This window comes from Pseudomonas sp. PS02303 (genome assembly GCF_029959925.1).
In the GTDB taxonomy this organism is placed as follows: Bacteria; Pseudomonadota; Gammaproteobacteria; order Pseudomonadales; family Pseudomonadaceae; genus Aquipseudomonas; species Aquipseudomonas mandelii.
Window position 1 is genome coordinate 1 of record NZ_JASCOM010000449.1, and the last position, 2,708, is coordinate 2,708.

Genomic DNA, 2,708 nt, shown 5'->3' on the forward strand with positions numbered 1-2,708 from the left:
AGCAGGCTCACTCCTACAGGGGATTTGTGATGTTCAGACATTTTGTGTCCAACCCCGATCCTTGTAGGAGTGAGCCTGCTCGCGATAGCGATTAATCAGTCACCCCAAATCATGCCGTAACCCCCGCATCCGCCCTCAACCCCACCGCCTCGATCGCACTGATCGCGCACTGCTCGTCAACATCCGACAGATCCCCGCTGATCCCCACCGCCCCCAGCACATTCCCGTCCTGATCCCGAATCAACACGCCGCCCGGTGCCGGCACGACGCTGCCTTGCCCCAGGCTGTTCAGCGCGGCAAAGAATGCCGGTCGTTGTTGGGCGTCCAGCGCCAGCAGGCGTGAGCCTTTGCCGAGGGCGATGGCGCCCCAGGCTTTGCCGATGGCGACTTGCGGGCGCAGCAGGCTGGCGCCGTCTTCGCGCTGCAAGGTAATCAAGTGCCCGCCGGCATCCAGCACCGCGATGGTCAGTGGAGCCGCGGAGTTAGCACGCCCAGCGGTGATGGCCTGATCGATCAGGTTGACTGCAACTTTCAAGGTTAAAGCGCTCATGGTGCCGTCCTCATTTTGTTATAGGGAAAGCCAGTGGACTGCGCGCTTGCGTCGCAGTCCGATGCAACAAATAGAACACAATGAGTTATTTTTTTGTATACAATAATTATCGAAAAGCGCCACATGCGACGAAAAGCCACAGCAGAACGGGCTCCGACGAATGAAACAGTCGCTTGAGAAAATGGATTGACCTGCGCTGTCCGCCGTGAATACACTCTGCGCAAAGCCACTTGTATACAATTACAAAACGTAAGAGGCACAAAACCATGAGCAAAATGAGAGCAATCGAAGCCGCCGTTCTGGTGATGCGCCGTGAAGGGGTTGATACCGCTTTTGGCATCCCGGGCGCCGCGATCAACCCGCTGTACTCCGCCTTGCAGAAGGTTGGTGGCATCGATCACGTCCTCGCACGCCACGTTGAAGGTGCCTCGCACATGGCCGAGGGCTACACCCGCACCAAGGCCGGCAACATCGGCGTGTGCATCGGCACCTCCGGCCCGGCCGGCACCGACATGGTCACCGGGCTCTACAGCGCCTCGGCCGACTCGATCCCGATTCTTTGCATTACCGGCCAGGCCCCCCGCGCCCGTATGCACAAGGAAGACTTCCAGGCTGTCGACATCACCGCGATCGTCAAACCAGTGACCAAGTGGGCAACCACCGTCATGGAACCGGGCCAGGTGCCTTACGCGTTTCAGAAAGCCTTCTATGAAATGCGCTCCGGCCGTCCAGGCCCGGTGCTGATCGACTTGCCGTTCGACGTGCAGATGGCTGAAATCGAATTCGACATCGATGCCTACCAACCACTGCCGCTGGCCAAGCCAACCGCTAACCGTGTGCAAATCGAGAAGGCCCTGGCCATGCTCGATCAGGCCGAGCGTCCATTGCTGGTGGCCGGTGGCGGCATCATCAATGCCGATGCCAGCGAGTTGCTGGTGGAATTCGCCGAGCTGACCGGTATCCCGGTGATCCCGACCCTGATGGGCTGGGGCACCATCCCGGACGATCACCCGCTGATGGTCGGCATGGTCGGCTTGCAGACGTCGCACCGTTACGGCAACGCCACCCTGCTCAAGTCCGACGTGGTGTTGGGCGTCGGTAACCGTTGGGCCAACCGCCACACCGGTTCGATCGATGTGTACACCGAAGGCCGCAAGTTCATTCACGTCGACATCGAGCCGACGCAAATCGGCCGCGTATTCAACCCGGACCTGGGCATCGTCTCCGACGCCGCGGCCGCGTTGACCGTGTTCATCGAAGTCGCTCGCGAATGGCAAGCCGCCGGCAAGCTGAAAAACCGCAGCGCCTGGCTGCAAGACTGCCAGCAGCGCAAAGCCAGCCTGCAGCGCAAGACTCACTTCGACAACGTGCCGGTCAAGCCGCAACGGGTTTACGAAGAGATGAACCAAGTGTTCGGCAAAGACACCTGTTACGTCAGCACCATCGGTCTGTCGCAGATTGCCGGCGCGCAGTTCCTGCACGTCTACAAGCCTCGTCACTGGATCAACTGCGGCCAGGCCGGCCCGTTGGGCTGGACCATTCCGGCAGCACTGGGCGTGGTCAAGGCCGATCCGACCCGCAAGGTCGTGGCACTGTCGGGCGACTATGATTTCCAGTTCATGATCGAGGAATTGGCGGTGGGCGCGCAGTTCAAGCTGCCGTACATCCACGTTGTGGTCAACAATTCGTACCTGGGGCTGATTCGTCAGGCCCAGCGCGGTTTCGACATGGACTACTGCGTACAGCTGTCCTTCGATAACCTGAACGCCCCGGAACTCAATGGTTACGGTGTCGACCACGTCGCGGTGGCCGAGGGCCTCGGTTGCAAGGCGCTGCGGGTGTTCGAACCGGGTCAGATCCAGCCTGCCCTGCGCAAGGCTCAAGAGCTGATCGAAGAGTTCAAGGTGCCGGTGATCGTCGAGATTATTCTGGAGCGCGTGACCAACATTTCCATGGGCACCGAGATCAACGCCGTCAATGAATTCGAAGACCTGGCGCTGGTCGGCAACGACGCACCAACGGCGATTTCGCTGCTCGATTAACTGCTGATCGTTCCCACTGTGGGAGCGCGCCTGTGTGGCGAGGGAGCTTGCTCCCGCTGGGTCGCGAAGCGGCCCCAAAAGCTTTGCGACTGCTTCGCAGCCGAGCGGGAGCAAGC

Annotated in this window: 2 protein-coding genes; one reads left to right on the forward strand and one right to left on the reverse strand. The window is 60.4% G+C overall.

Translation table 11 applies throughout. The features are described from left to right. Positions 1–109: 109 nt before the first annotated feature. Entirely contained in the window at positions 110–550 is a 441-nt protein-coding gene (locus tag QMX98_RS33905) for a heme-binding protein (protein ID WP_282412054.1), read from the reverse strand. 266 nt (positions 551–816) lie between these two features. Here QMX98_RS33905 and gcl point away from each other — a divergent pair, with 266 nt between their 5' ends. Continuing rightward, positions 817–2,592: a glyoxylate carboligase gene (gene gcl / locus QMX98_RS33910; RefSeq protein WP_010456878.1), complete on the forward strand. Its 1,776-nt coding sequence runs from the start codon at positions 817–819 to the stop codon at positions 2,590–2,592. Positions 2,593–2,708 lie beyond the last annotated feature (116 nt).

Coding starts and splice junctions, on each gene's coding strand:
- gcl (WP_010456878.1), top strand. CDS start 817: ATGAGCAAAATGAGAGCAATCGAAGCCGCCGTTCTGGTGATGCGCCGT.
- QMX98_RS33905 (WP_282412054.1), bottom strand. CDS start 550: ATGAGCGCTTTAACCTTGAAAGTTGCAGTCAACCTGATCGATCAGGCC.